The sequence below is a fragment of the Sphingomonas pseudosanguinis genome (assembly GCF_052056765.1).
In the GTDB taxonomy this organism is placed as follows: Bacteria; Pseudomonadota; Alphaproteobacteria; order Sphingomonadales; family Sphingomonadaceae; genus Sphingomonas; species Sphingomonas pseudosanguinis.
Genome location: NZ_CP189888.1, coordinates 1,355,376 through 1,377,804, shown reverse-complemented (window position 1 = coordinate 1,377,804; position 22,429 = coordinate 1,355,376). Strand labels below are relative to the sequence as shown.

General features: G+C 66.9%; 20 protein-coding genes. 6 read left to right on the top strand and 14 right to left on the bottom strand.

All coding sequences use genetic code 11. From position 1 onward, the window contains the following. Positions 1-3 precede the first annotated feature (3 nt). Genes ACQHGV_RS06255 through ACQHGV_RS06225 form a run of 7 tightly spaced genes read right to left on the bottom strand, consistent with a single transcriptional unit; the run spans position 4 to position 8,131 of the window. A complete protein-coding gene (locus ACQHGV_RS06255; protein WP_440979830.1) occupies positions 4-1,446 on the bottom strand; it encodes an MATE family efflux transporter in 1,443 nt (480 codons plus the stop codon). Beyond that, positions 1,443-2,318: a hypothetical protein gene (locus ACQHGV_RS06250; protein WP_440979829.1), complete on the bottom strand. Its 876-nt coding sequence runs from the start codon at positions 2,316-2,318 to the stop codon at positions 1,443-1,445. Before ACQHGV_RS06250 ends, ACQHGV_RS06255 begins: the two co-directional genes overlap by 4 nt. Next, complete coding sequence (locus ACQHGV_RS06245) at positions 2,315-3,190, bottom strand: hypothetical protein (protein ID WP_440979828.1); 876 nt, start codon at positions 3,188-3,190, stop codon at positions 2,315-2,317. Before ACQHGV_RS06245 ends, ACQHGV_RS06250 begins: the two co-directional genes overlap by 4 nt. Before the next feature lie 30 nt (positions 3,191-3,220). Continuing rightward, positions 3,221-5,869 carry an alanine--tRNA ligase gene (gene alaS, locus ACQHGV_RS06240; protein WP_440979827.1) on the bottom strand — a complete coding sequence of 883 codons (2,649 nt, stop codon included), beginning with the start codon at positions 5,867-5,869 and terminating at the stop codon, positions 3,221-3,223. Positions 5,870-5,901: 32 nt separating this feature from the next. After that, positions 5,902-6,213, bottom strand: coding sequence for a hypothetical protein (locus ACQHGV_RS06235; RefSeq protein ID WP_440979826.1), 312 nt, complete (start codon positions 6,211-6,213; stop codon positions 5,902-5,904). Then, complete coding sequence (locus ACQHGV_RS06230; protein ID WP_440979825.1) at positions 6,210-6,920, bottom strand: phytanoyl-CoA dioxygenase family protein; 711 nt, start codon at positions 6,918-6,920, stop codon at positions 6,210-6,212. The genes ACQHGV_RS06235 and ACQHGV_RS06230 overlap by 4 nt, the downstream gene beginning before the upstream one ends. Then, entirely contained in the window at positions 6,875-8,131 is a 1,257-nt protein-coding gene (locus ACQHGV_RS06225) for a M24 family metallopeptidase (protein ID WP_440979824.1), read from the bottom strand. The genes ACQHGV_RS06230 and ACQHGV_RS06225 overlap by 46 nt, the downstream gene beginning before the upstream one ends. A 77-nt stretch (positions 8,132-8,208) precedes the next feature. Between ACQHGV_RS06225 and ACQHGV_RS06220 the strand changes: the two genes are divergently transcribed. After that, positions 8,209-9,540: a dicarboxylate/amino acid:cation symporter gene (locus ACQHGV_RS06220; protein ID WP_183950711.1), complete on the top strand. Its 1,332-nt coding sequence runs from the start codon at positions 8,209-8,211 to the stop codon at positions 9,538-9,540. 17 nt (positions 9,541-9,557) lie between these two features. Here ACQHGV_RS06220 and ACQHGV_RS06215 read toward each other — a convergent pair whose 3' ends face one another. The 6 genes from ACQHGV_RS06215 to ACQHGV_RS06190 all read right to left on the bottom strand — a co-directional run bounded on the left by ACQHGV_RS06215 (position 9,558) and on the right by ACQHGV_RS06190 (position 17,188). After that, positions 9,558-10,184 (bottom strand): glutathione S-transferase family protein, encoded by a 627-nt coding sequence (locus ACQHGV_RS06215; RefSeq protein WP_183950710.1) that lies wholly within the window; start codon positions 10,182-10,184, stop codon positions 9,558-9,560. An 823-nt stretch (positions 10,185-11,007) separates the two neighbouring features. Continuing rightward, on the bottom strand, positions 11,008-11,844 hold the full coding sequence (locus tag ACQHGV_RS06210) for a class I SAM-dependent methyltransferase (RefSeq protein ID WP_440979823.1): 837 nt from the start codon (positions 11,842-11,844) through the stop codon (positions 11,008-11,010). Positions 11,845-11,920: 76 nt separating this feature from the next. After that, positions 11,921-12,994, bottom strand: a complete 1,074-nt coding sequence (recA, locus tag ACQHGV_RS06205; RefSeq protein WP_058716777.1) for a recombinase RecA — start codon at positions 12,992-12,994, stop codon at positions 11,921-11,923. A 93-nt stretch (positions 12,995-13,087) separates the two neighbouring features. Beyond that, complete coding sequence (locus tag ACQHGV_RS06200) at positions 13,088-13,924, bottom strand: 4-(cytidine 5'-diphospho)-2-C-methyl-D-erythritol kinase (RefSeq protein WP_440979822.1); 837 nt, start codon at positions 13,922-13,924, stop codon at positions 13,088-13,090. 41 nt (positions 13,925-13,965) lie between these two features. Continuing rightward, positions 13,966-15,507 (bottom strand): tetratricopeptide repeat protein, encoded by a 1,542-nt coding sequence (locus ACQHGV_RS06195; RefSeq protein ID WP_440979821.1) that lies wholly within the window; start codon positions 15,505-15,507, stop codon positions 13,966-13,968. 25 nt (positions 15,508-15,532) lie between these two features. Continuing rightward, positions 15,533-17,188: an electron transfer flavoprotein-ubiquinone oxidoreductase gene (locus ACQHGV_RS06190; RefSeq protein ID WP_440979820.1), complete on the bottom strand. Its 1,656-nt coding sequence runs from the start codon at positions 17,186-17,188 to the stop codon at positions 15,533-15,535. Positions 17,189-17,331: 143 nt separating this feature from the next. On the opposite strand from ACQHGV_RS06190, the gene ACQHGV_RS06185 reads away from it, so the two are divergent. The 3 genes from ACQHGV_RS06185 to moaB all read left to right on the top strand — a co-directional run bounded on the left by ACQHGV_RS06185 (position 17,332) and on the right by moaB (position 20,708). Then, the gene (locus ACQHGV_RS06185) at positions 17,332-18,102 is read left to right on the top strand and encodes a uracil-DNA glycosylase (protein ID WP_440979819.1); all 771 of its coding nucleotides are present in this window, start codon (positions 17,332-17,334) and stop codon (positions 18,100-18,102) included. Next, on the top strand, positions 18,099-19,970 hold the full coding sequence (locus ACQHGV_RS06180) for a lytic transglycosylase domain-containing protein (RefSeq protein ID WP_440979818.1): 1,872 nt from the start codon (positions 18,099-18,101) through the stop codon (positions 19,968-19,970). The genes ACQHGV_RS06185 and ACQHGV_RS06180 overlap by 4 nt, the downstream gene beginning before the upstream one ends. Before the next feature lie 210 nt (positions 19,971-20,180). Continuing rightward, positions 20,181-20,708 carry a molybdenum cofactor biosynthesis protein B gene (gene moaB / locus ACQHGV_RS06175; protein WP_440979817.1) on the top strand — a complete coding sequence of 176 codons (528 nt, stop codon included), beginning with the start codon at positions 20,181-20,183 and terminating at the stop codon, positions 20,706-20,708. 1 nt (position 20,709) lies between these two features. Here the strand turns inward: moaB and ACQHGV_RS06170 are convergent, their stop codons facing one another. After that, positions 20,710-21,042: a VOC family protein gene (locus tag ACQHGV_RS06170; protein WP_440979816.1), complete on the bottom strand. Its 333-nt coding sequence runs from the start codon at positions 21,040-21,042 to the stop codon at positions 20,710-20,712. 67 nt (positions 21,043-21,109) lie between these two features. Here ACQHGV_RS06170 and ACQHGV_RS06165 point away from each other — a divergent pair, with 67 nt between their 5' ends. Together ACQHGV_RS06165 and ACQHGV_RS06160 are read left to right on the top strand one after the other, a co-directional pair. Next, positions 21,110-22,177, top strand: coding sequence for a PA0069 family radical SAM protein (locus ACQHGV_RS06165; protein ID WP_440979815.1), 1,068 nt, complete (start codon positions 21,110-21,112; stop codon positions 22,175-22,177). Between the two features lie 48 nt (positions 22,178-22,225). After that, positions 22,226-22,360, top strand: a complete 135-nt coding sequence (locus ACQHGV_RS06160; RefSeq protein ID WP_440979814.1) for a hypothetical protein — start codon at positions 22,226-22,228, stop codon at positions 22,358-22,360. Positions 22,361-22,429 lie beyond the last annotated feature (69 nt).

Sequence of the window (22,429 nt, the reverse complement as noted above, 5' to 3'; positions counted from 1 at the left end):
GGATCAGCCGACCGGCATCGCCTTGTTGGTCGGCTGTCCCTCGGCCATCGCCTGTTCATGGCATTCCTCCGGCGCGGCGGTCAGCTTGCCCTTGCGCCAGCCGCCACGGCGATAATAGGCGATCGTCATCAGCATCGAGGCCAGCGATCCGGCCGGAAAGCTCCACCAGATCGCATCCGACCCGAGCATCGGCGACAGCGCATAGGCCAGCCCGAAGCGTACCGGGAACATAGCGATGGCCAGGATGACCAGTGGCCCCACCACCGCGCCATTGGCGCGCACCGTCGCCGCCAGTACCATCGAGATGCCGAACAGCATGAAGCTCCACCCAGCGATCAGGTTGATCCGCGTCGCGATGTCGATCGCCGCCGGCTCGCTGCCCAGGAACAGCCACAGCACATGCCGGTCGAGCAGCGTCACGATCGCGACCAGCGCGCCCGTCAGCAACAGGTTCATGCGCAGCCCGGCACGGGTGACCCGGTCGACCCGGTCCCACTGCCCCGCCCCGATATTCTGCGCCACCATCGCGCTGACCGCCGCACCCACCGCCATCGCGGGCATCTGGATATAGGTCCAGAGCTGGTTCGCCGCGCCGTACGCCGCCGTCGTCGCGGTGCCGTGCCGGTTGACCAGCCCCATCATGGCGAGCGCGGAGGTGGAGACGACCAGCATCTGCAGCCCCATGGGAAAGCCCTTGACCACGATCGTCCGCAGCAGCTCGGTGGAGGGCATCAGATAGCGCCACTCGGCCCCGCGCAGCCGCACGACCAGATCACGCGCATAGATGAAGCCGACCAGTCCGATCAGCGACGCCGCATTGGCGATCAACGTCGCGAGCGCCGATCCCTGGATACCCAGCGCCGGCAACGGCCCAAGGCCGAGAATGAAGACCGGGTTCAGGATGACGTCCAGCATCGAGCCGAGCGCCATGAACTTCAGCGGCGTGACCGAATCGCCGACACCCCTCAGCGCCATGGTGAACAACACGCTGACGAACCCCGGCGGCATCGCGACGAAGATGATGCGCAGATAGGCCAGTGCCAGCGGATAGACATCGTCCGGCGTCGACAGCGCGCGCAGGATGGCGGGCGCGGCGAGCCAGCCGACGATCACCGTCAGAACGGAGATGATCAGGAACAGCCCCAGCGCCGCGCCCAGCACCCTCCGTGCCGCGTCGACGTCGCGCCGCCCCATATTCTGGCCGATCAGGATTGTCGCCGCCATTCCGAACCCGAAGGTCGCCGCGACCAGCAGAAACATGATGATATTGGCGTTGGTCGTCGCGGCCAGCGCCCGCGCGCCCAGAAACTGGCCGATCCAGATCGCGTTGATCGAGCCGTTCAGCGACTGCAACACGCTCGATCCCAGGGTCGGCAACGCGAACAACAACAAGGTGCGGCCGATCGGCCCGGTGGTCAGGTCGCGGCGACCGGCATTGGCTGTCACGGTGTCTTGTCTCCGCCGTTGATCTCGTCCTCGACGAAACGCGCCATGGCGGCATATTGAAGCGCAGGCGCGCGATTTCCCTGTCCCGCATAGAGACCGCGCAGATAGCCCCAGTCGAACGCGGTCAACGCGCCCGGCGCGGCGTCCCCCTCAAACAGGGTCAGGATGGTGGAGACGCCCGATGCCTGACGCGGACGCACGACGGCCAGCGCCCGCATCGTCGCATAGTCGGCGATCTGCTCGACCGTCCTGCCCATCACGGCATCGCGCTCGATCATCACGACGGCCGCCGCGATATGCGACTTGACGGGCAGGTTGATCCGGCTGGCGCTGGGGATATGGAGGGTCGGTAGCTCACCCGGCATGGCGATGAGGGGATCGCCGTCACGGCTGGTCATCGCGGTCATGTGCCAGGCATGGACCGGCCCCTTGTCCTTCGCCAGCGCGCGGACGTCGGCATAAGCAAGTTCACCGAACATCCCCGGGCGATGATCGATCAGCCATGCGATGTGGGCAGGCCCGTGATCGACGAACAGGATCAGGACATTGGGCCGGCATTTCTCGCCGCCCAGCTTGATCCCCAACCGCTCGGCGTGCCCCAGCATCCGGTCGGCGATCGGCAGCGCCAGCGTCGCCGGCAAGCCGCTGCTGGCGATGCAGAGCGGCTCGGTCAGGCGGGACAGCGGCCGATCGCTGTCCGGATAGCCGGATATGGCGCCGAACCAGCGCAACGTCTCGCGTCTCGGCGGCAAGGGCCGTGCGGTGACGATGACGGGATCGGTTGCACCCCCCGGCGCGGCGGTCGTTTGGGCACCGGCCAGTGCGGGCAGACAGGCGATTGCCAGGATCGGCCCACGCCACATCGCCCTCATGGTGTGGTCGATGCTTCGCGAACGCCGCGCGCCATATTGGCGATCAGTTGCGTAGCGCCGGCATGGCGCGGCGACTGGTACAGCCCGCCCAGCAGGCCGCGATCGAACTCGGTGAACTCTGTCGGCGCGGTCGCATCCTTGTCGAACAGGGTCAGAATGGTCGGGACCGCCGCGTCGGCCACGGGTTTGGTCGCCGCCATGCTGCGCATGACCGCATAGTCGGCGATCTGCACCAAGGTCTTGTTGAGCAGCGCCTTGCGCTCGATCACCACGACCGAGGCGGCGATGTCCTGACGAACGGGGGTCAGCAGGCGCGATGCGGCGGCGACCTTCATCTCGGCCCAATTCTCCTGTTGCACCGCCAGATCACCGTCGCGCGAGACCCGTACCGCCGCATTCCAGGCATAGACCGGCCCCGGCCCCTTCACGATACGGCTGACCGCCGGGCGCGTCAGGTCGCCGAAGATCTGCGGCGATCGGGTTCGCAAGCCCAGCAGTTGCTCCTGCGGATTGTCGGCGAAGAGGATCAGGATGTTGGGCCGGCATCCATCGGGTGCCATCGGCATGCCCAGCGACTGGACCGTCGCCATCATCCGCCGCAGGATTTCCTCACTCGCGGCGACCGGCAACCCGGCGGTGCCGATACAGACCGGCTCGCGAAACCGCATCAGCGGCATGTCCGATCGCGGATGACCGGTCACCCCGACGATCTGATCCTTGATCTCGGCCTCGCGCGGGATCGGCCGGGCCGTAATTACCACCGGATCGCTGGTCGCGGTCGGCGCGCTCTGCTGCGCCGCTTGCGCCAAAAGGGGCGAAGGCAAGAGGAGCATGACCCCCGCCAGCAGGGCCGTCATCCGTCTCTTGTCCATCGCCGCTCTCCCCTTGGCTGTTGTCGTCCGTTACCCCGCCAGCACGTCCCGCACCGCCTGGAGCGCCTCTGCGCCCTTGGTGCCATCGGGGCCGCCGCCTTGCGCCATGTCGGGACGGCCGCCGCCGCCCTGCCCGCCCAGCGCCGCCACCGCCTTGCGCAGCAGGTCGACCGCATTGTGCTTGGCGGTCAGATCGTCGGTCACGCCGACCGCGACCGAGGCGCGGCCATCATTGACCGCGACCATCACCGCGACGCCCGATCCGCCCAGACGCTGCTTGGCATCGTCCACCGCGCCGCGCAGCCCCTTGGCCTCGAAGCCGTCGAGCACCTGGCCGATGAACGCCACGTCGCCGATCTGCTCCGGCCCGGCCGCCGCGCCACCGGCCCCGCCGCCCATCGCCAGCGCCTTCTTGGCCTCGGCCAGTTCGCGCTCCAGACGACGGCGATCCTCGACCAGCGCGGCGATGCGCGCGGGCACCTCGTCGGGCGTAGTCTTCAGCGTCGCAGCGGCCGCCTTCAGCATGTCGTCGCGATGCGACAGATAGGCGCGCGCCCCTTCGCCGGTCAGCGCCTCGACCCGGCGAACGCCGCTCGACACCGCGCCTTCGGACACGATCTTGAAGACGCCGATCTCACCCAGCGCGTTCACATGCGTGCCGCCGCAGAGTTCGAGGCTGTAGGTGCCATCGGCATCCTCGCCCATCGACACGACGCGAACCTCGTCGCCGTACTTCTCACCGAACAACGCCATCGCGCCCATTTCGATCGCCTCGTCGGGCGTCATCAGGCGGGTCACGACCGGACCGTTGCCGCGCACCTGCTTGTTCACCTTCGTCTCGACCTCGGCAATGTCGTCGGCCGTCATGCCGACCGGCTGCGAGAAGTCGAAGCGCAGCCGTTCGGGCGCGACCAGCGAGCCCTTCTGCGCGACATGGGTGCCCAGCCGCTGGCGCAGCGCCTCGTGCAGCAGGTGCGTCGCCGAGTGGTTGGCGCGGATCGCGGCGCGGCGGGTCGTATCGATCGCCAGCTTCACGCTGTCGCCGACCTTGATGCCGCCTTCCTGGATTTCGGCATTATGCACGAACACGCGGCCGAGTTGCTTGGAGGTGTCGGTGACGACCGCCTTAAGCCCGGTATCGCCGGAGATCGTGCCGCTGTCACCGACCTGACCGCCGCTCTCGCCATAGAAGGGCGTCTGGTTGACGATGATCGACACGGTATCGCCTGCCACCGCGCTGTCGACCCGCGCGCCGTCCTTGACCAGCGCCAGCACTTCGCCCTCGCCGGTGTCGGAGGCATAGCCCAGGAATTCGGTCGAGCCGGTTTCCTCGGCGATGTCGAACCAGACGTCGTCCGACGCCTTCGCACCCGAGCCCTTCCACGCGGCACGCGCGGCGCGCTTCTGCTCGGCCATGGCGGCGTCGAAGCCCGCCCGGTCGACCGACAGGTTCTGCGCCCGCAGCGCGTCCTCGGTCAGGTCATAGGGGAAGCCATAGGTGTCATAGAGCTTGAACGCCGTCTCACCCGCCAGCGTCGCGCCGGGGGCCATGCCCGCGGTCGCTTCATCGAGCAGCTTCAATCCCTTGTCGAGCGTCTGGCGGAAGCGCGTCTCTTCCTGCTTGAGCGTGGCTTCGATCAGCGGCTGGGCGCGGACCAGTTCGGGATAGGCCGCGCCCATCTCCGCGACCAGCGCCGGGACGAGCCGGTGCATCAACGGCTCCTTGGCGCCTAGCAGATGCGCGTGACGCATCGCACGGCGCATGATGCGACGCAGGACATAGCCGCGCCCTTCATTGGCGGGCAGCACGCCGTCCGCGACCAGGAACCCGGCCGAGCGCAGGTGATCGGCGATCACGCGGTGCGAGGCCTTCTGGCCGTCTTCCGCCTTGGTGTGTGTCAGTTCACACGAAGCGGCGATCAGCGCCTTGAAGGTGTCGGTGTCGTAATTGTCATGCACGCCCTGCAGGACGGCCGCGATCCGCTCCAGCCCCATGCCGGTGTCGATCGACTTCTTGGGCAGTTCGCCGATGATCTCATTGGCTTCCTGCTCGAACTGCATGAAGACCAGGTTCCAGATCTCGACGAATCGGTCGCCATCCTCCTCGGGGCTGCCGGGAGGGCCACCATAGATATGGTCGCCGTGATCGTAGAAGATTTCGGAGCACGGACCGCACGGCCCATTCTCGCCCATCGCCCAGAAATTGTCCTTGGTCGGGATGCGGATGATTTTGTGCTCAGGGAGTCCCGCGATCTTCTTCCACAGGTCGAACGCCTCGTCATCGGTGTGATAGACGGTGGCGGTCAGCTTTTCGGCCGGGATGCCCCAAACCTTAGTCAGCAGGGTCCAGGCATGGGTGATCGCCTGTTCCTTGAAATAGTCGCCGAACGAGAAATTGCCGAGCATTTCGAAGAAGGTATGGTGCCGCGCCGTATAGCCGACATTGTCGAGATCGTTATGCTTGCCGCCCGCACGCACGCACTTCTGCGAGCTCGTCGCGGTGGAATAAGGCCGCGATTCCAGGCCGGTGAACACGTTCTTGAACGGCACCATGCCCGCATTCACGAACATCAGCGTCGGGTCGTTCTGCGGCACGAGCGGCGCGGAGGGCACGATCTGGTGCCCCTCGCTTCCGAAATAGTCGAGAAAGCCGCGGCGGATGTCGTTGGTCGAGGTCATGAAACGCGACTTAGGCGAGGTTTCGCGCGCGCTCAAGCGCCCGCGCGTTCGCCTCGTTCCGTCGCATCGATATGCGTTGCAGGACGACGCCACCACCAATACCAGATCAGGGCAAGGCCCAGCACGTCGCCGACCAGTCGGCCGGCCGGATGTCCCGCCATGTCGGCGACATCCCCGAGCCGCCCCAGCGTCAGACCGAGGACGAAGACGAAGGCGGGAAGTCGCGGATCGGTTACGTGAAAGACACGGCCCAAAAGCCAGTGAACGACGACACATGCGATGACGGCGTTCAGCAGGCCATTAGTCAAGCCGACCAGCAATTCGACGAACAGATCCGCGTTCATGAGATTCTTCCTTGTCCATCCGTGCCCCAGCACAAGCCGCCGGGCAAGGCGTCCGCCGACAGATCGATCTGCAAGACCCGTCGATGCCGCCTGGGCCGGGACCGGGCCGAGGCGTGGAGGATCAGCGTATGATAGAACCAGACCGATCCGGCGCCGGCAAGACACATGGCTTCACCAAGGCGGGCAACGACGTCGCCGATCGCCGCTTCGGGAATGAGGCCGAGGCGATGCGACCCTGGTGAGACCAGCAGCGGCGCATTGTCGGCATCCACCGGGTCGAGGTGAAAGCGCACGGTTCGCATCCGCTCCAACAGCGACACGGGCGGCGCGACATGCACCCGCCCCTGCTTGACGGTCCATGGCCCGAAGCCATCCGTGTCGCGGCGCTCCGCGACCTCGATGGTGCGATCCTGATGCCATGCCAATGCCCAGTTCGCACCGTCCTGCTTGTCGAACAGGATGGCCCGGACGGGACGAAAGTCCACGCCCAGAGCCGCACATACATGCCCGACGAACGAGAACCCCCTGATCCGCGCCGGATCGATCCGCTGCCCCAGACAGCCGCAGGGCCAGTCGGCAAACAACGCCGCCAACTCCGCCAGTGCCGCATCGTCGAGACGCGTCGGCGAGAGGGCATAGCCGCGCGCGTCCAGCTCCTTGTTCATCCGATCGGCGCGTCGATCGAGCGCGGCGGCTGCGAGAACCATATCGGCCCCGCCTCGGTCATGTGGAAGCAATCCTCCAGCCGGATGCCGAACTTGCCCGGCAGATACAGCCCCGGCTCGTTGGAGAAACACATGCCCGGTGCCAGCGGCGTCGCCTCGCCGCGCACCAGATTGACCGGCTCATGCCCGTCCATGCCGATGCCATGGCCGGTGCGATGCGACAGGCCCGGCAAGCGATAATCGGGACCATAGCCCTGCGCGGTGTAGAAACGCCGCACCGCATCGTCGATGCTGCCCGCCGGTGCGCCGATCCGCGCAGCCCCACGCGCCACCTGCTGGCCCTTCGCGACCATATCCCAGACCTTGCGCTGCTCGGCCGTCGCGGTGCCATGGACCCAGCTTCGCGATACGTCCGACTGATAGCCCTGCACGGTGCAGCCGCAGTCCATCAGCACGACCTGCCCGTCCGCCACCCGGTGGACCTGCTTGCTGCCATGCGGATAGGCGGAGGCTTCGCCGATCAGCGCCATGCTGAATTCGGGCGCACCGCCCAGCTTGCTGGTCGCGGCGCTCATCAACGCGCCGACTTCCGCGCCGGTCATCCCTGCCTCGACGCGCGGATGGAGCCAGCGATAGGCCGCCATCGTCACATCCGTCGCCATCTGCATCAGTGCGATCTCGGCGGGCGTCTTGATCATCCGGCATCCGCGCACCACCGGATTGGCGGACACCAGCCGCGCGTCGGGCAGCACCCTTTGCAACCCGTCAAAGGCGAAGAAGCGCGCCGTTTCCTCGATACCGACCGGCCGGTTCGCCAGCTTCCGATCGCGCAGGAAGCCCGCCACGACCGCCAGCGGGTTCCGATCCTCCTGCCACACCCGCACCTCGGCCGGGACCGACAGCGTCTCGCGCACCGAGGGTTCCTCGAAAAAGGGCGTGACGATGCACGGTTCGCCCTCGACCGGCAGGATCGCGGCGGTCAGCCTTTCGCTACGCCCCCAGCGCACGCCGGTGAAATAGACCATGCTCGATCCCGGCTCGATCAGCACTGCGCCGATGCTGTTCGCCTTCATCAGGCCTTGCGCGCGCGACAGCCGCCGCGCGCGTTCGGCCGCGTCGATCGGGACCGCACCGGTGGTGATGTCGCGCAAGGCCGACAGATCGGGTTCGGCGGCGCGCAACAGCCCTGGCCGGACGAAAAGCGGCAAGGCGGCGGCGGCGATCAGCGCGCGGCGGGACATCAGGGTCTGCATGGCCGCGATGATAGAATTCTTGACCTGAGCGCCGCAATGCCCTTGGCTCGCGCGCGCAATTGGAATTTGGGGTATGCATGGCCAAGCGGCTGACCTTGTACATCTTCATCGGGCTGGTGCTCGGCCTGATCGTCGGCCTGGCGCTCAACCTGTCGATCGACGACGGCAGCGCCGCCGCGACCGAGCAACTTAAAGCGATCGCCGGCTATTTCGCGATCGTCACCGGCCTGTTCCTGCGGCTGATCAAGATGATCATCGCGCCGCTGGTCTTCGCGACCCTGGTCTCGGGCATCGCGCAGATGGGCGATACCAAGGCGCTGGGGCGGATCGGCATCCGCTCGCTCGCCTGGTTCCTGTCGGCCAGCCTCGTCTCGCTCAGCCTGGGCATGATCCTGGTCAACCTGCTCCAGCCGGGGGTCGGCATCAACCTGCCGCTACCCGCCGTCACCGCCGATAGCGGCGTGGTGAAGGCCGGGTTCGATCTGCAGAAATTCGTGACCCACCTCGTCCCGGCCTCGCTGATCGAGGCGATGGCGACCAACGAAGTGCTCCAGATCGTCATCGGATCGCTGTTCCTGGGCGTCGCGATCACGGCGGTGGGCGAGCGCGCGGCGCCCTTGGTCCGTGCGGTCGACGCGCTGGTCGCGGTGATGTTGCAGGTCACCGATTATGTGATGCGCGTCGCGCCGATCGCGGTGTTTGCCGCGGTCGCCGGCACGCTGGCCGAGCGCGGCCCCAGCGTCATCGGCAAGCTCGCCTATTTCATGGGCAGCTTCTATCTGGGGCTGTTCCTGTTGTGGCTGGTCCTGATCGGCGTGGCGACGCTGTTCATCGGCGGCAAGATCCGCGAGCTGCTGGCGCATATCCGCGCGCCGCTGATCCTGGCCTTCTCGACCGCCTCGTCCGAGGCCGCCTATCCTCGCATCCTGGAGGGGTTGGACCGGTTCGGCGTGCCGCCGCGCATCGCCAGCTTCGTGCTGCCGCTGGGGTACTCGTTCAACCTCGACGGTTCGATGATGTACATGACCTTCGCGGCTTTGTTCATCGCGCAGGCCTATGGCATCGACCTGTCGATCGGGCAGCAGATCACGATGCTGCTGGTGCTGATGGTCACGTCGAAGGGGATTGCCGGCGTGCCGCGCGCCTCGCTGGTGGTGATCGCGGCGACCATGCCGATGTTCAACATCCCCGAGGCTGGCTTGCTCCTGATCCTGGCGGTCGACCATTTCCTCGACATGGGCCGCTCGGCGACCAACGTCATCGGCAATGCGGTGGCCAGCGCGGTGATCGCCAAATGGGAAGGGCCGCTGGACCCGCCCGAGCCGGTCGACGTCGCCTCGCTCAAGGCCCCGTCGGGCACGCCGGCCGAACCCGCCCCCGACAGCTTCCGCCAGATCGGGGGGCATTGATCGCCGGTCCCTATGCCTCACGCATAGGCATAGGGACCGCCCTTGGCGAGCGCAGCCTGATAGGCGGGGCGGGCATGGATACGCTCGAGCCACGCGATGGTGGCCGGCCGCCGCTCGTCCAACCCGGCGCGCGCACGGGCAGCTTCCAGCGGAAAGCTCATGATGATGTCGGCCGCCGTCATCTGATCGCCTGCGAACCAGGGCGATTTGGCCAGTTCGCTTTCGACATAGTCGAGGTGCCGATCGACCATCGGCTGGAACCGCTTCATCGCGGTCTTGCCCATTAACGGAATCCGGCTGAGCACGAGCAGCACGAAGAGCGGCGGCATCAGCGAGCCTTCGGCATAATGCAGCCAGAAGCGCCAGCGCTGCATCGCCTCGCGGTGCGCGGGCGGACCCAGGCGTCCATCGCCCTTGCCGACCAGATATTCGATGATCGCACCCGTCTCGGCGACCACCAGCCCGTCATCCTCGATCACCGGCGACTTGCCGAGCGGATGCACGTTGCGCAGTTCGCGCGGCGCCAGCATCGTCTTGGGGTCGCGCTTGTAATGCCGGATGTCGTACGGAAGCCCCAGCTCCTCCAGCATCCAGAGGATACGCTGCGACCGGCTGTTTTCCAGATGATGGACGATGATCGTCATGATGGCTCCCCTTGTGCGGGCGCGATAACGCATCAGGTGCGGGGGCGGGTTCAACGGGGGTTTATCGGGCGATCGGAGGCCTCGTGACGGCGACGCCATGGCTGCATTTGAAAGCGCGGCCCACCCTGAGCCGGATCGACATTGGTTTTAGTTTTGCCCGGAGCGGGAGACGACAGACCGGCAGCCTGACGAGGGGTGTTCTCGCCTGTAAGATGGGACCGTCGTATCTACAATCGGTACCCCACACCATTCCTGCAATGTGTGCGATCGAGATAGCCCCCCTGGGCGTCATCTCGCCGTGCCGGGGGCATGCCAAAACCGGCCCACATAAGGGAGAAGATCGAGCCAGGTCGGATAGACCTTCATCCTATCCTCCCCTCGAAGGGGATCGTTGCAAAACCTTTCAGACCACCCCGGCGCAGGCCGGGGTCCAGTTGGGTCAGCGCTGATAAGCAATGGAAGGCGTCCAGCTTCTGGACCCCGGCCTTCGCTGGGGTGGCGCGTGATCAGTAGGGAAGCGCCAGTTTCACTACGATCCCCTGGAAAGGGTGGCAGGCCGCAAGCTTGACGAAAGGCTGTCCCGGTTGATCACTTAAAGCAGGATGACATGAAGTGAACCCACCCCTCCCCTGAAGGGGAGGGGCTCGCTTTGATTCCAGACAATGTCATCCCGGTCTAGACCGCATCGACGACGTGACACTCCCACCATCCGTCGGATGTGTGCGAGCGAGATGGAGCCCTGGGCACGACAAAGGTCGCTCCCCACCCCCCTTACCGGTGAGGAAAAGAAAGATGGTGGCCTGATTGTCGATCCGGCCCAAGCTCAAATACTGGCCGTTGCGCGCCAGATCCACGCGCTGGCCGGCAAGACGATCCGGTCGTCGACACGATAGTTCGCCAGTATCCCCCGGAGGACGTCGGCGATACGGGCGTGCTCGGCCGCGTCACTCACCGCCATGGCGCGCGCCGCCGGGCCGATGCGGGACAGGAAGTACAGAGCATCCTCGACCGGATCGTCGCCCTGCCCCGCGACATAGTCGAACGCGATGCGCGCCGCCCCTTCGGGGTGCCAACCACCGTTCTCCAGCCAGTCTGCCACCCGATCGCTGTCGGAAAAGGCGAAGGGGCCCGGCTCATAGCCGTCGACCGGCGGTGGCGTGACGCCGACCGCTTCATCCGCCACCGTCGCGAAGCTGTTGCGGGAGCGATCGTCGAAACAGGAAAAGATCATCTGTGCGCCATCGCTTGCAGCCTGACGCAGCCCGGCAAAGGCGGCGACGGGGTCGGGAAAGAACATGACGCCGTGGCGCGAGACGAAGAGGTCGAACGGCCCCTCCGTTCGTGCCACCGCGATCGCATCGCCGCATACGAAACGCGGACCATCCGCCCCGCCCTGTTCCGCCCGCTCCTTGGCCAGGGCGACCAGTTCGGGCGACAGGTCGACCCCGGTCACCTGCAACGCCGGTCGTGCCGCCTGCAACGCCATGCTGGTCGACCCAGCACCGCTGCCGATGTCGAGCGCACGGCCGCTCTCCGGGGCATTGTTGGCGATCACCTGATCCAGATGACGGGCCAGATCGGCGAAGCTCCGTTCCGTCCGCCGCCATTCGGCCGCCCAGACATCGCCGACACGCCCCTGCCAATCCTGCCCACTGGTCATCGCCCTGCCCCCTTTAGCCACCCCGTGGGGCGGCCCATGGAAAAACGGCCCGCCGTCGCCGGCGGGCCGCTTTTCGTCAGATGTCGTCCTCGGCATCGGGGCCGGTCATCATTTCCTCGGCCACCTTCTCGGTCCGCTGGCGGATCGCCCGTTCCAGACGGTCGGCCATGTCGGGATTGTCGCGCAGATAGTTCTTGGCGTTCTCACGCCCCTGCCCGATCCGCACCGAGTCGTAGGAGAACCAGCTGCCCGACTTCTCGACCAGACCGGCCTTGACGCCCAGGTCGAGGATTTCGCCGATCTTCGAGATGCCTTCGCCATACATGATGTCGAATTCGACCTGCTTGAACGGGGGCGCGACCTTGTTCTTCACCACCTTCACACGCGTCGTGTTGCCGGTGATGTCCTCGCGATCCTTGATCTGGCCGGTGCGACGGATGTCGAGCCGAACCGAGGCGTAGAATTTCAGCGCGTTGCCGCCCGTCGTCGTCTCCGGATTGCCGTACATCACGCCGATCTTCATGCGCAGCTGGTTGATGAAGATCACCATGCAGCGCGAACGGCTGATGGAGCCGGTCAGCTTGCGGAGCGACTGGGACATCAGGCGAGCCTGAAGGCCGACATGGCTGTCGCCCATCTCGCCCTCGATTTCCGCACGCGGCACGAGGGCGGCGACCGAGTCGACCACCAGCACGTCGATCGCGTTCGAGCGGACCAGCGTGTCGGTGATTTCCAGCGCCTGCTCGCCGGTGTCCGGCTGCGACACGATCAGTTCGTCGATATTGACGCCCAGCTTCTTGGCATAGACGGGGTCGAGCGCGTGTTCGGCGTCGACGAAGGCGGCGGTGCCGCCCATCTTCTGCGCCTCGGCGATGACGTGCAGCGCCAGCGTCGTCTTACCCGAGGATTCAGGCCCATAGACCTCGATCACGCGGCCGCGCGGCAAGCCGCCAACGCCCAGCGCGATGTCGAGACCCAGCGAGCCGGTCGAGATCGCCTCGACCTGCATCGTCTCCTTCTGCCCCAGCTTCATCGCCGAGCCCTTGCCGAATGCCCGGTCGATCTGAGCGAGCGCGGCGTCGAGCGCCTTTTGACGGTCTGCGTTTGCGGTTGCCATGCCTGTTTCGATCACTTTCAGATTGGCGGCCATCAGATGCTTCCCTCGCTAGACCAACCTCGTGGTCCGTTCAACGCATCTGCAATGTATGTGTTTTGTTCCATGAGAACAAGATGGGAACAAAGATCAGGTCAAAAAAGTCGCCAGCGTCCACCAGCCCCGATCGCCGGCCGCCCGCGCCGCCGCGTCGCGCGCCGCGATCGACGCGAACACGGCAAAGCAGGTCGCGCCCGATCCCGACATGCGCGACAGCAAGACACCCGGCGCCCGGCCAAGCAGATCCAGCACCTTGTCAATCGCCGGGGCCAGCACACGGGCGGGCGGCTCCAGATCGTTGCGCCCCGCCGCCGCCATCGCCCAGACATCACCGTCACCCAGACCACCGCGATCAACGCCGTCCCAGCGCGCGAACACCGCCGCCGTCGATACGCCCACTCCCGGATTGATCAGCAGCACGGGCCGATCGCCCAGCGGTGCCAGTGGCTGCAGGGCATCGCCCTTACCCTGGCCCAGCGCAGTCCGGCCGAGCAGACAGGCGGGGACATCTGCCCCCAATTCCGCCGCCAGCGCGAACAGCTCGGGGTGATCGATGGCCACACCGTGCAGCCGGGCGAGCGCGCGCAAGGTCGCCGCCGCATCCGCCGATCCGCCGCCGATGCCCGATGCGACCGGCAGATGCTTGTCGAGCGTGATGGCATGGCCATCCTCGACCCCGAAGCGTGCGCAAAACCCGCGCGCGGCACGCATCACTAGATTATCGTCGGTCGCCTCGCCCGCCAGCACGCCCGCGAATGGCCCGGTCAGCGTCAGATCGGTCGCATCGGCACACGTGACCGTGACGACATCACCGTCCCGGCAAAAGGCGAACAGCGTCTCCAGCTCGTGATAGCCGTCATCGCGACGACGGCGGACATGGAGCGCCAGATTGATCTTGGCGGGCGCGGGTTCGACAATAGCGGTCATGGATCGTCCATGCGATGTCGGCCCGTCAGCGGCAAGCGCGATCAGCGGGCGATCTTGGCGGCCAGTTCCACCTTAGCGCCCTCGTCCGCCGTCAGCGCGGCGGCACGCCAGGCATAGCGCGCCTCGTAATGCCGCCCCAGTGCCCAGTAGATGTCGCCGAGATGATCGTTGATCTCGCTATTGGCGGGTTCGGCCATCGCGGCCTGTTCGACCAGCGGCAGCGCGCGGCGCACCTGTCCCGCCTTGTAATAGCCCCAGCCAAGCGAGTCGGTGATCGACGCATCCTCGGGCGCCAGCTTGCTCGCGCGTTCCAGCAGGGCAAGCGAGGCCGGAACATCCTGTCCCCGCTCGATCCGGGCATAGCCCAGATAGTTGAGCGCCAGCGGCTCGTCCGGGCCGAGCGCCACGGCCCTGGCAAGTGCGGCATCCGCCTCGTCCTTGCGGCCGGCCTGATCCAGCGCGCCGCCATATTGCAGCCACGCCGCCCAGGGCAGCGCCGGATCGGCTTCGGTCACCTTTTCATACCAGGCAGCCGCGTCAGCGGGTCGGCCGGCGGCGATCAGCTGGTCGGCATAGACCTGCCAATCGTCGACCGTCGCGCGTTTGTCCGTCGCCAGCCCCTTGGCCAGCATCAGCGCCTCACCCTGTCGATCCGCCGCCGCCAGCAGGCCGATACGCACGATCGCGGCACGGTGCGCGAAGGCGCCGCGTGGATCGACATCCTCCAGAGCGGCGATCGCCGCCGTCCACGCCTCGTCCTTCGACAGCGCCTCGGCCAGCACGAGCCGGGCGCGGTCATTATGCGGGTCCGCGATCAGCGCGGTGCGGCCGAGCGCGATGACCAGCGGACGCGGTCCTTCGCTCACCAGCTCGCCCGCCACGCGCAGCAGCAGACGCGACACGCCGAAGCCGAGGCTCGGCTTGGCCCCCAGCGTCTTGCGAGACGCCAGGACAAGCGGGTCGGTCAAAAGCGCGCGCGCCGTCGCCTCGTCCCCGCGCCCGGCGATCAGCGACGCGGCGGCGATGCGGGTGTCGGCGGGCGGGCGCATCGCCTCGATCAGCAGTCGGGCCGCCTTCCCATCCAATTGCCGGGCGGACATCGCGATCAACAGCCGGGTTTCATCCGCCAGCTTGCGCGCCACCGGCTCCTTGCCGGCCCCCGCCAGCGCCGGCTCGACCGGCTGGCGGCGATCCCAGGCGGCCCAGCCGCGCAAGCTTGGCGACAGGATGCGCAACGGCCCCTCGTCCAGCCGCGCCACCGCCGCATCGAAGCGTTTCGCATCGCCCTCCCGCGCGGCGACCGCCAGGTCGAGCAAAACCACGTCCATCGGGGCGACCTTCTCGGCCTCCAGCACCCGTGCGGCGCGCAGCGCCAGCGTCTCGTTGCCGCTGATCATCGCCTCGCGATAGGCGCGCACGGCGACCGCCGGGTCATCGGGCCAGCCGCCGAGCGCGACCGCGAAATCGTCCGCCGCCGCCTTGGCCCGCCCGTCCGCCGCCGCGACCCGCGCGGCGAGATAGGCCGCCAGCGGCTCGGACGCCGCGACCGCCGGGCCGGCCCAGCCGGCGGCGATCGCGATCATCAGGATCGAAGGAAGAAACGGACGCTTACATATTGGGATAATTGGGTCCTCCGCCGCCTTCCGGCACGACCCAGTTGATGTTCTGGGTCGGGTCCTTGATGTCGCACGTCTTGCAGTGGACGCAGTTCTGGGCGTTGATCACGAACTTCGGATCGCCCTCTTCCACGCCCACCACCTCGTAAACACCGGCGGGACAGTAGCGTTGCGCGGGCTCGTCGAACAAGGGCAGGTTGTGTTCGATCGGCACATCGGCGTTCTTGAGCGTCAGATGGACCGGTTGATCCTCCTCGTGATTGGTGTTCGACAGGAACACCGAGGACAGCCGGTCGAAGGTCAGCACGCCGTCGGGCTTGGGATAATCGGGCTTCTTCACCTGATCCTTGCGCCACAGGCTTTCGTGATCGGGCTTGTGCTTCATGGTGAAGGGCATTTTCAGCCCGAAATGCTCGGCCCACATGGTCACGCCCGCCAGGCCCGAGCCCAGCGTATCGCCGTACTTCTTGACCAAGGGCACGACGTTGCGAACGGTCGACAGCTCCTTGTAGAGCCAGGACGCGCGGAACGCTTCCGGATAGTCGGTCAGCTCGTCACCCTCGCGGCCCGCCTGAACGGCGGCGAACGCGGCTTCGGCCGCCAGCATCGCCGATTTCATCGCGCCGTGCGTGCCCTTGATGCGCGGCACGTTGAGGAAGCCCGCCGAACAGCCGACCAGCACGCCGCCAGGGAAGGTCAGCTTCGGGATGGCCTGAAGCCCACCGTCATTGATCGCGCGCGCGCCATAGGAGACGCGCTTGCCGCCCTTCAGCAGTTCGGCGATGACAGGGTGGGTCTTCCACTTCTGCATCTCCTGAAAGGGGGAGATATAGGGGTTGGTGTAGTTCAGCCACGTCACGAAGCCGAGCGCGACCTGCCCTCCCGCCTGATGATAGATGAAACCGCCGCCATTGGCATCGTCGCCCAGCGGCCAGCCCTGGGTATGGATCACCCGGCCCGGCACATGCTTGGCGGGATCGATGTCCCACAGCTCCTTGATGCCGAGGCCGTAAACCTGCGGATCGCTGTCGCGGGCGAGGTCGAACTGGCGGATGATCTCCTTGGACAGATGACCGCGAACGCCCTCCGCGAAGAAGGTGTATTTGGCGTGGAGCTCGAGACCCGGCTGATAATCGGGCTTGTGCGTGCCATCGCGGCCTACGCCCATGTCGCCGGTCGCGACGCCCTTAACTCGGCCATCCTCGTGGAACAGGATTTCGGCGGCGGCGAAACCGGGGAAGATCTCGACCCCCAGCTCCTCGGCCTTGCCCGCCAGCCAGCGGCACAGATTGCCGAGGCTGCCGGTATAGGTGCCCTTGTTGTGCATGAACGGCGGGGTCAGCGCGTGCGGCAGGTTGCGCTGCTTGGTGGCGCTCAAGATCCAGTGGAGGTTCTCGGTCACCGGCACCTCGGCCAGCGGACAGCCATCCTCGCGCCAGTTCGGCAGCAGCTCGTCGAGCGCGATCGGGTCGATCACCGCGCCCGACAGGATGTGCGCGCCGACTTCCGAACCCTTTTCTAGGACGCAGACCGCCAGCTCGCCACCCGTCTCCGCCGCCAGCTGTTTCAGCCGGATCGCCGCCGACAGGCCCGCCGGGCCAGCGCCGACGATCACCACGTCATAGGGCATCGATTCGCGTTCGCTCATGGCATCCTCGCTTTTGGTCCGCGCCGCTGCCGTAGCGTCCCGCTGATCGGGCTCGTCCGGGCGCGGACGGAAAACATTCTGTCCTGACAGCCGATCCGACAGATTGACGCGCACGTCAACCTTGCAGCATGGGCTAATGTCATATGGGGGCCATTCCGACGTTCGACACCGCACCGCTCGACAGTGCACTGGCCGCCAGCCTGCTGGATTGGTGGCATGACGCGGGCGTCGACCTGCTGGTCGAGGACGCACCGCGCGACTGGATGGCGGAGCCGGTCCAACCCGTCACCTTCGCGCCGACGCCACTGACCCCCGCCGCGCCTCGAACGGCCGCCCCCGTCATGGCCCCCGCACCGACGCTTTTGCCCGACACGCTGGCGGCGTTTCTGGAATGGCGGCTGTCCGATGCCGCGCCCGAAGCATCATGGGACGGCGTGTCGCTGACCGCGACGGGGCCGGCCGACGCGGCGCTGATGGTGCTGGTCGACTGTCCCGACCGCGACGATGGCGAGGCGGGGCAGATCCTGTCGGGCGCGCCCGGCCGGCTGTTCGACCGGATGCTGGCTGCCATCGGCCAGTCGCGCGATACGGTCCACCTCGCCTCGGTCTGCGCCAGGCGGCCGCTGGCGGGTCGCACGCCCGCCGATCTGGAGACGCAGCTGGCCGACATTGCACGCCACCATGTCGGGCTGATCCGCCCGCGCGGGCTGCTCCTGCTTGGCAATGCGGCGAGCCGTGCCGTGCTCGGGACCGAATTAACCAGTGCGCGCGGACATTTACATGCCGTTGACCATAAGAACGGCAAAAGCCAGGCGATCGCCAGCTTCCATCCGCGTTTCCTGATCGAAAAGCCGATGGCGAAGGCGGAAAGCTGGAAGGACTTGCAATTGCTCATGGGGGAATTGGCGAAATGAAGCTGGGGCACGCCGTCATACGCACGTTGTCGATCGGGGCCGTGCTGGCCGCCGGGACAGCGATGAGCGGGGCCGCGATGGCCGATCCGCTCGACGCCGCGACCAGCCGCAGCCCCGCCGCCCTGAAAGCCCCGCCCAGCATCCCCACGCTGCTCGATGCCGACCAGAAGGCCGGCTATGCCCGCGTCTTCGCCGCGATCCGCGACGGCCGCTGGACCGATGCGCAGTTGCAGCTCGACTCGCTCAAGCCCGGCCCGCTTCACGCCATCGCCCGCGCCGAACTCTACACCGCCAAGGGATCGCCCAAGGTCGATGTCGAGCGGTTGGTCGCGCTGCTCAACGAAGCCCCCGAACTGCCCCAGGCCGAACAGCTGGCGCGGCTCGCCCGTTCGCGCGGCGCACAGGACCTGCCGCCGCTGCCCGAAACCCACACACTGATCTGGCAGGACGGCGCCCCCCGCCGCACCCGCGCCAAGAGCGTGAAGAGCGACATGATCGCCGCCGACCTGGCGGTAAAAATGCAGCCCTTCGTGAAGGCCGATGACGGGGCCTCGGCGCAGGCGCTGCTCGATTCGACCTCGGGCCTGTCCTCCGATGCGCTGACCGAGTGGCAGCAGCGGGTGGCGTGGATGTATTTCCTGTCGGGCGACGACGCCAATGCCCGCGCGATGGCGACCAAGGCGGCCAATGGCTATGGCGACTGGGCGATCCAGGGCCGCTGGACGATCGGCCTGTCCGCGTGGCGGCAGAATGACTGCCAGACCGCACAGTCCGCGTTCGAGGGCACGGCGGCGCGCGCGACCGACATCGACCTGCGCGCGGCGGCGCTGTACTGGGCGGCGCGCGCGGACATGGTGTGCGGCCGTCCCGACCGGATCGAGGCCCGTCTGCGCACCGCCGCGCAGTATCGCGAGAGCTTCTACGGCCAGCTCTCGCGACAGGCGCTGGGCATGCAGGGCGAGCGCGAGCCGCGCGGGCAGCTGGTCGCGACCGACTGGGCCGCGCTCGATCGTCGTCCCAATATCCTTGTCGCCGCCGCACTCGCCGAGATCGGCGAGACCGAGCTGGCCGATCAGGTCATCCGCCAACAGGCGCGGATCGGCCAGCCGACCGAATTCCGCAGCCTCGTCCGCCTGGCCGAATCGCTCGACCTGCCCGCCACCACCGTCTGGCTGGCACACAACTGCCCGGCGGGCGTCACCGCCACCGCCGAGGCACGCTATCCGACGCCCAGCTGGACGCCCGATAGCGGCTGGCGCGTCGAAAAGGCGCTGGTCTATGCGCATACGCTGCAGGAAAGCGGCTTTCGCAACAAGGTGGTCAGCCCGGCGGGCGCCTATGGCCTGATGCAGATCATGCCCGCCGCCGCCACCGATTTCGCGCGCGAACGCGGCGTGTCGATCGACCGATCGGCGCTGACCAAGCCGTCGACCAACATGGACATCGGCCAGCGCCATCTGGAGCGGCTGCGCGACATGACCGGCGTCACCGGCGGCCTGCTGCCCAAGGTGATCGCCGCCTATAATGCCGGGCCCAAGCCGGTCGGCGAGTGGAACAGCCTGGTCCGCGACGGCGGCGACCCGCTGCTCTATATCGAGAGCATCCCTTATTGGGAGACGCGCGGATACGTCACCATGGTCCTGCGCAACTACTGGATGTACGAGGGGCAGACCGGCAAGGCCAAGTCGCCCAGCCGCGCGGCGCTGGCGCAGGGCATGTGGCCGCGCTTCCCCGGCCTGCCCGGTGCATCGGCGGTGCGGCTGCAACGCCCGAACGTCGCGCAGGCTAGCGTCGCGCCGAAGACGACGATCGCGCTGAACGCGACAGTTAGCCCGCAATCGAATACCGCGCTTCCCCAGGCGAATTGATCGGGTTCGGGGCCGGGGGAATTCCCTTGGCCTTCGACTGCGCTCAGGCTGAACGGGGGTTGGACTTTAGGGCTAGTCCAGACATCCGTTCACGCTGAGCGAAGTCGAAGCGCACGCTCCGCGCTCCGTTCAGCCTGAGCGAAGTCGAAGGCCACGCCCCACCACCAGCCAAGCCGCCCCCGAAACCCGCGCAGAGACGTTCACCCCGCCATGCCCATCGACACCACCCGCCGCTTCACCCCCGTCCGCGTCGCGGTCCTGACCGTCTCCGACACTCGCTCGCTGGCGGAGGACCGCTCGGGCGACACGCTGGTCGGGCTGCTGACCGATGCCGGGCACGAACTGGCCGACCGCACCATCCTGCGCGATGACGCCGACCAGATCGTCGCGCAGCTCAACCAGTGGATCGACGACGCCAGCATCGACTGCATCCTGACCACCGGCGGGACCGGCGTCACCGGCCGCGACGTGACCCCCGAAGCGGTCGAGCGGGTCGCGACCAAGATGATCCCCGGCTTCGGCGAACTTTTCCGCTGGCTGAGCTTCCAGACCATCGGCACCTCGACCATCCAGTCGCGCGCCTGCGCCTGCGTCGCGCGCGGCACCTATATCTTCGCGCTGCCCGGCTCGACCGGCGCGGTCAAGGATGCGTGGAACGGCATCTTGCGCGACCAGCTCGACAGCCGCCATCGCCCCTGCAACTTCGTCGAGCTGATGCCGCGCCTGTTGGAGCGCTGACTCAATCGGGCTGCATCGCGGCCAGTTCGTGGCCGTCGACATCGCGGAAATGAAAGCGCCGCCCGCCGGGAAAGGCGAAGATCGGCACGCAGGCGGTGCCGCCCGCCGCCTCGACCGCCGCTAGCGTCGCCTCCAGATCATCGACCCGGATCACCGGCAGCATCGCCCTGACCTTGTCGGCTGCGGCGTCCAGCCCAACATCGGTATCGCCGCTCATCGTCGCGGCATAGTCCGGCCCGAAATCGATGAAGGTCCAGCCGAACGCCTCGGCATAAAATCGCTTCGCCGCCGCCCGGTCGCCGACCGGCAATTCGAGATAGTCCAGACGTGCCATGATCGACTCCATCGTTCTTGCTATGTTCCGGCCATAATCCTACTCTGCGACCATGGGCAAGGGCGATATGGCGAAGCGGATACAGCGGGGCGCAACGATTAACGCGACCAGCCGACGCTTCGCCTTGCCGCAAACGATGGCGGACGGTGACTGGCTCGACATGCAGGACATGGTCGATGGCGCGTCCCCGCCTCTGAAAACCAGCGTCACCGTCGAAAATCCCCGTACGATTCTCAGCCGCAATAGCTCGCCCGACGTGCCGTTCGACCGCTCGATCAATCCCTATCGCGGCTGCGAGCATGGCTGCATCTATTGCTTCGCACGGCCGACTCATGCCTATCACGACCTGTCACCGGGGCTGGACTTCGAGAGCCGTTTGTTCGCCAAGCCCAATGCCGCCGAACTGCTGCGCGCCGAGCTGGCCAAGCCGGGCTACCGCGTCGCACCGATCGCGCTGGGGACCAATACCGATCCCTATCAGCCGGTCGAGGGCGAATGGCGGATCACGCGCGCGGTCCTGGACGTGTTGGCGGAAACCAGCCATCCGCTGGCGATCACGACCAAATCCGACCGTGTCGTGCGCGACATCGACATCCTTGCGCCGATGGCGGCGAAGGGGCTGGCGACCGTTTGCATCTCTGTCACCTCGCTCGACCCCAAGGTCGCGCGGACGATCGAGCCCCGCGCACCGACGCCCGAGCGGCGGCTGGCGGCGGTGGCCAAACTGGCGGCGGCGGGCATACCGACCTATGTCTCGATCGCACCGGTCATCCCGGCGATCACCGATCACGAGATCGAGCATCTGATCGCGCGCATCGCCGAAGCGGGCGCGCGCCACGCCTTCTTCATCCCCGTCCGCCTGCCGCATGAAGTCGCGCCGCTGTTCCGCGCCTGGCTCGACACGCATTTTCCGGATCGCGCGGGCAAGGTGATGGCGATCATCCGGTCGTTGCGCGGCGGGCGCGACAACGACCCCGATTTCTTCACCCGGATGAAGGGGCAAGGACCATGGGCGGAGCTGCTGCGGGTCCGGTTTCACCGCGCCTGTCGTCTGCACGGGCTGAACCTCGATCGGCCTCAGCTCGATACGGCCCGTTTCCGCCCGCCCAAAGGCCCGCAAGGCGAGCTGTTCTGAGGATCGTCCCGCTTCGCCAAAGCGTTATGCCATCGAAGGAGAGAAAAGATGATCACCGATCCCGAACAGACCAGCCCGGAAAACCTGCCCAACGACGATGAGGCCGACAGCTCGGGCGGCGGCTATGGCAATCATGGCGAAGCTGGCGATGAGGAGCAGGACCGACGCGAAGTCGGCGGTTGATATATGCGTACCCCGGCGAAGGCCGGGGTCCAGTCGGGTTAAGTGTCAGAGGCGAAGGTGGCTTCCTTG

What these genes read in the sequence shown, in the direction of transcription:
- ACQHGV_RS06250 (WP_440979829.1), bottom strand. Translation starts at nt 2,318, where the DNA reads ATGAGGGCGATGTGGCGTGGGCCGATCCTGGCAATCGCCTGTCTGCCC.
- ACQHGV_RS06245 (WP_440979828.1), bottom strand. Translation starts at nt 3,190, where the DNA reads ATGGACAAGAGACGGATGACGGCCCTGCTGGCGGGGGTCATGCTCCTC.
- alaS (WP_440979827.1), bottom strand. Translation starts at nt 5,869, where the DNA reads ATGACCTCGACCAACGACATCCGCCGCGGCTTTCTCGACTATTTCGGA.
- ACQHGV_RS06235 (WP_440979826.1), bottom strand. Translation starts at nt 6,213, where the DNA reads ATGAACGCGGATCTGTTCGTCGAATTGCTGGTCGGCTTGACTAATGGC.
- ACQHGV_RS06230 (WP_440979825.1), bottom strand. Translation starts at nt 6,920, where the DNA reads ATGGTTCTCGCAGCCGCCGCGCTCGATCGACGCGCCGATCGGATGAAC.
- ACQHGV_RS06225 (WP_440979824.1), bottom strand. Translation starts at nt 8,131, where the DNA reads ATGCAGACCCTGATGTCCCGCCGCGCGCTGATCGCCGCCGCCGCCTTG.
- ACQHGV_RS06220 (WP_183950711.1), top strand. Translation starts at nt 8,209, where the DNA reads ATGGCCAAGCGGCTGACCTTGTACATCTTCATCGGGCTGGTGCTCGGC.
- ACQHGV_RS06215 (WP_183950710.1), bottom strand. Translation starts at nt 10,184, where the DNA reads ATGACGATCATCGTCCATCATCTGGAAAACAGCCGGTCGCAGCGTATC.
- ACQHGV_RS06210 (WP_440979823.1), bottom strand. Translation starts at nt 11,844, where the DNA reads ATGACCAGTGGGCAGGATTGGCAGGGGCGTGTCGGCGATGTCTGGGCG.
- recA (WP_058716777.1), bottom strand. Translation starts at nt 12,994, where the DNA reads ATGGCCGCCAATCTGAAAGTGATCGAAACAGGCATGGCAACCGCAAAC.
- ACQHGV_RS06200 (WP_440979822.1), bottom strand. Translation starts at nt 13,924, where the DNA reads ATGACCGCTATTGTCGAACCCGCGCCCGCCAAGATCAATCTGGCGCTC.
- ACQHGV_RS06195 (WP_440979821.1), bottom strand. Translation starts at nt 15,507, where the DNA reads ATGATCGCGATCGCCGCCGGCTGGGCCGGCCCGGCGGTCGCGGCGTCC.
- ACQHGV_RS06190 (WP_440979820.1), bottom strand. Translation starts at nt 17,188, where the DNA reads ATGAGCGAACGCGAATCGATGCCCTATGACGTGGTGATCGTCGGCGCT.
- ACQHGV_RS06185 (WP_440979819.1), top strand. Translation starts at nt 17,332, where the DNA reads ATGGGGGCCATTCCGACGTTCGACACCGCACCGCTCGACAGTGCACTG.
- ACQHGV_RS06180 (WP_440979818.1), top strand. Translation starts at nt 18,099, where the DNA reads ATGAAGCTGGGGCACGCCGTCATACGCACGTTGTCGATCGGGGCCGTG.
- moaB (WP_440979817.1), top strand. Translation starts at nt 20,181, where the DNA reads ATGCCCATCGACACCACCCGCCGCTTCACCCCCGTCCGCGTCGCGGTC.
- ACQHGV_RS06170 (WP_440979816.1), bottom strand. Translation starts at nt 21,042, where the DNA reads ATGGCACGTCTGGACTATCTCGAATTGCCGGTCGGCGACCGGGCGGCG.
- ACQHGV_RS06165 (WP_440979815.1), top strand. Translation starts at nt 21,110, where the DNA reads ATGGCGAAGCGGATACAGCGGGGCGCAACGATTAACGCGACCAGCCGA.
- ACQHGV_RS06160 (WP_440979814.1), top strand. Translation starts at nt 22,226, where the DNA reads ATGATCACCGATCCCGAACAGACCAGCCCGGAAAACCTGCCCAACGAC.